The following is a 3,664-nucleotide window of genomic DNA, read 5'->3' as shown; positions in this document are numbered from 1 at the left end:
GATGGCCGAGACGGCGAACGTCTGCCCGACGCTGCACATGCCGCTGCAGTCCGGCTCCGACCGGATCCTGCGGGCGATGCGGCGCTCCTATCGGGCCGAGCGCTACCTGGGCATCCTCGACCGGGTGCGCACCGCGATCCCCGATGCCGCGATCAGCACCGATGTGATCGTCGGCTTCCCCGGCGAGACCGAGGACGACTTCGCGGCCACCCTGGACGTGATGCGGGCGGCCCGGTTCTCCGCGGCCTTCACCTTCCAGTACTCGATCCGGCCGGGGACACCGGCCGCCGAGCTCCCCGGCCAACTGCCGAAAGAGGTGGTGCAGCAGCGCTACGACCGGCTGGTTGCGCTGCAGGAGGAGATCTCGCTGACCGAGAATCAGGCGCAGCTGGGGCGCACCGTCGAGGTGCTGGCCGCGGTCGGCGAGGGACGCAAGGATGCCCGCACCGCGCGGATGAGCGGCCGCGCCCGGGACGGCCGGCTGGTGCACTTCGCCCCGGGGGACCGGCAGATCCGCCCGGGCGACGTCATCACCACCACGGTGACCGGCGCGGCGCCGCACCACCTGCTCGCCGACGGGCCGGTGCTGACCCACCGCCGCACCCGGGCCGGCGACGCCCACGCCGGCGGCCCACGGCCGATCACCCTGGGGATGCCCCGAATCGGCGCACCCGCCGCGACGCCGCCGCCGTCGACTCCGCTGTGCGAAGTGAGCCGGCGATGAGCGACGGAGACCACGCGGACTTCGATTCCTACCGCTCCGATCTGGAGGCGGTGGAGCGGCGGATCGCGCGGCAGATCGAGCCCGGCGGCCGCGCCCTGGTCGTTCTGATCGGGGTCTTCGTGCTGCTGGTGTCGTTTCTGCTGCCGCACACCGGTTCGGTTCGGGGCTGGGATGTGCTCGGCGCCGGCGAAGGCGCCGGAGCGGCCGAGGTGACGCTGCCGTCGCGGCTGTTCATGTGGCTGGCGCTGGTCTTCGGGGTGGGTTTCTCGTTGCTGGCGCTGCTGACCCGGCGGTGGGTGATGGCTTGGTTCGCGCTGGCCGGCACCGCGGTGGCGAGCGTGGCCGGACTGCTGGCGGTGTGGTCTCGGCAGACGGTCTCCGCGGGTCACCCGGGCCCGGGGATCGGGTTGGTCATCGGGTGGCTGACGGTGATCGTCCTGACGTTCCACTGGGCCCGGTTGGTGTGGGCGCGCACCGTCGTGCAGCTGGCCGCCGAGGCGCACCGTCGCGAGGTTGCTGCGAAGAACCAGTCCAAGAGTCTGCTGGACGAACTCGGCGGTCCCGGTGAGCAGCGCGCCGACCGGGACCGCAAGCCGGACTAGCTTTTCCGGCTCAACGCCTGTTCGGCGGCGTCAGCCCACTGCTGCCACTGTTCGGCGCTCTGCCGGGCCTGCGCGGCGTCTGCCTCCCGGCCGGCGGCCTGAGCCTTGTCGGCCTGCCGGGCGAACTGCTCGGCGCGGGCGCGGAACTGCTCGGCGCGGGCCTGCGCCTGCGGGTCGGCCCCGGCCGGGTCGGCGGTGTCGCGCAGCTTCCTCTCCAGTGCCCGCAGCCGTCGCTCCAGCTCGGCAGAGCGCTGCCGGGGCACCTTGCCGATCGCGTCCCACTTGATGAGGATCGACCGCAACGCGGCCCGGGCCGCGTCCCGGTTGGTCGGATCGATCCGCTCCGCCTCGGCGAGCAGGGCCTCCTTGGCGGCGGCGTTGGCCTCCAGCCCGGCGTCGCGTTCGGCGGTGGCCGAGTTGCGCGCGCTGAAGAACACGTCCTGGGCCGCTTTGAACCGCCGCCACAGCTGGTCGTCGACGTCTTTGGCCGTCCGCCCGGCCGCCTTCCACGCGGTGAGCAGATCGCGGAACGCGGCGCCGGTGGCGCCCCAGTCGGTGGATTCGGCCAGCTCCTCGGCTCGCCGGCACAACCGCTCCTTCTCCTGCCGGGCGGAGACCCGTTCCCGGTCCAGCTCGGCGAAGTGCGTTCCGCGCCGACGGTTGAACGCGTCCCGCGCCGCCGAATAGCGCTTCCACAGCGCGTCGTCGGTTTTCCGGTCCAGCCCGCCTACCGTCTTCCATTCCTCGAGGATGGCCCGCAGCCGGTTGCCCGCGGACTTCCACTGCGTGGCGTTGGCGGCCAGCTCCTCGGCCTCGGTGGCCAACGCTTCCTTGCGCGCGGTCGCGGCCGCGCGGCGTTCGGCGCGCTGCGCCCGGTCCTGCTCGGCCACGGCCTCGGCTTGTCCGCAGATGGCGGCCAACCGGCCGGCCAGGGCGTCGACGTCGCCGAGCACGGCCGCGGTCGGCAGCGCCTCGCTCAGGCTCGCTGCGGTGGCCTTGATCTTGCGGGCGTCTCCGGTGCCGGACGCCAACCGGTCCTCCAGCAGGGCGACCTCGGTGCTCAGATCGTCGAATCGGCGACCGAAATGCGCGAATGCCGCGTCGGTGTCGCCGGCCTGCCAGGACCCGATCCGACGTTCACCGGCCGGGGTGACCAGCCACACCGTGCCGTCGTCGTCGATGCGGCCGAACCGGCGCGGGTCGCTCGGTGCCGATGGGGCCATCGCGTGCGGGGCGGGCCGCGCTGTGGGTCGCGGACCCGGCCGCGGAATCGGGTGCGGGGTTGGCTGCGGACCCGGCGAATCGCTCCTGCTGGTCCTCCTGGTGGTCATAGCCTCCGGTCACCTAACCCTCCGCGTGGAGATCCCACGCCCCTACCGCGCACCGGCGGCGCCTTACTTCTACTGGTATTCAAGCAGGTGGCCGCGGGGTGCGCCGCCGCGTTGCCGCAGACGCCCCGACGACACGCGTGTGCGACATTCGTAGCCGACGGAGACCGGCGGAGGAGGTAAAGCGTGGTCGAGCCGGAGATCACGGCGCTGTTGGCGCTCGGCGCTGCGCTGTTCATCGCGATCGGCGATGCCACCCAGCACCGGGCCGCGAACGTGGTCGGCGACGAACAGATCGGTCACCTCGAGTTGTTCGGCCGGCTGTTGCGCGACCGGCGGTGGTGGCTGGGCGGTACGGCCGCGGTCGGCGGCACCGTGCTGCAGATCGCCGCTCTCGGGCTGGGTTCGGTGCTGCTGGTCGAGGCGTTGCTGGTGACGTCGCTGCTGTTCGCGCTGCCGATCAACGCCGCGCTGACCCGACAACGGATGGGTCGCGTGGTCTGGGTGTGGGCGGCGGTGCTGGCCGCCGCCGACGCGGTGGTGATCGTGGTCGGACGCCCCACCGCCGGCGAATCACATGCCTCGCTGCGGACCTGGGCCGTGGTGATCGCGGTGCTCGGGCCGCCGTTGCTGTTGTGCCTGCTCGGAGCGCGTATCCGGCCCGGTCGGGTGGCGGCGGTGCTGTTGGCGGTGGTGTCGGCGTCGTCGTGGGGGGTATTCGCCGTGCTGACCAAAACCGTGATCGATCTGCTCGGCCGCGGTCTGGGCCCGCTGCTGGCATCGCCCGAGCTGTACGGGTGGCTGGTGCTGGCGCTGACCGGGACGGTCTTCCAGCAGTCGTCGTTCCGGGCCGGTGCGTTGACCGCGTCGCTGCCGACGATGATGCTGGTCGAGCCGGTGCTGGCGGCGGTGCTCAGTGTGGTGCTGCTCGGCGAGTCGCTGCGGCCCGGCGAGGCGGGCTGGGCCGTCCTGGTGATGGCGGTAACCGTCATGGTCGTCGCCGTCGTGGT

At 72.6% G+C, this 3,664-nt stretch carries 4 protein-coding genes; 3 read left to right on the top strand and 1 reads right to left on the bottom strand.

The features are described from left to right. A partial coding sequence (locus AC2VNT_RS01120; protein WP_486945105.1) for a radical SAM protein occupies positions 1-724 on the top strand: 724 nt, incomplete at its 5' end. After that, positions 721-1,326: an Rv2732c family membrane protein gene (locus AC2VNT_RS01115; RefSeq protein WP_486945104.1), complete on the top strand. Its 606-nt coding sequence runs from the start codon at positions 721-723 to the stop codon at positions 1,324-1,326. The genes AC2VNT_RS01120 and AC2VNT_RS01115, both read left to right, overlap by 4 nt. On the opposite strand, the gene AC2VNT_RS01110 is transcribed toward AC2VNT_RS01115, so the two are convergent. Then, on the bottom strand, positions 1,323-2,657 hold the full coding sequence (locus tag AC2VNT_RS01110; protein ID WP_486945103.1) for a DUF349 domain-containing protein: 1,335 nt from the start codon (positions 2,655-2,657) through the stop codon (positions 1,323-1,325). The two genes, AC2VNT_RS01115 and AC2VNT_RS01110, sit on opposite strands and share 4 nt — an antisense overlap. A gap of 183 nt (positions 2,658-2,840) precedes the next feature. Between AC2VNT_RS01110 and AC2VNT_RS01105 the strand changes: the two genes are divergently transcribed. Continuing rightward, the coding region (locus AC2VNT_RS01105; RefSeq protein ID WP_486945102.1) for a DMT family transporter at positions 2,841-3,664 on the top strand (824 nt) is incomplete at its 3' end.

It is taken from the genome of Mycobacterium sp. TH-M15 (assembly GCF_057473705.1).
Note: the sequence above shows the minus strand (reverse complement) of the source record. Positions and strands in the feature narration are given on the sequence as shown.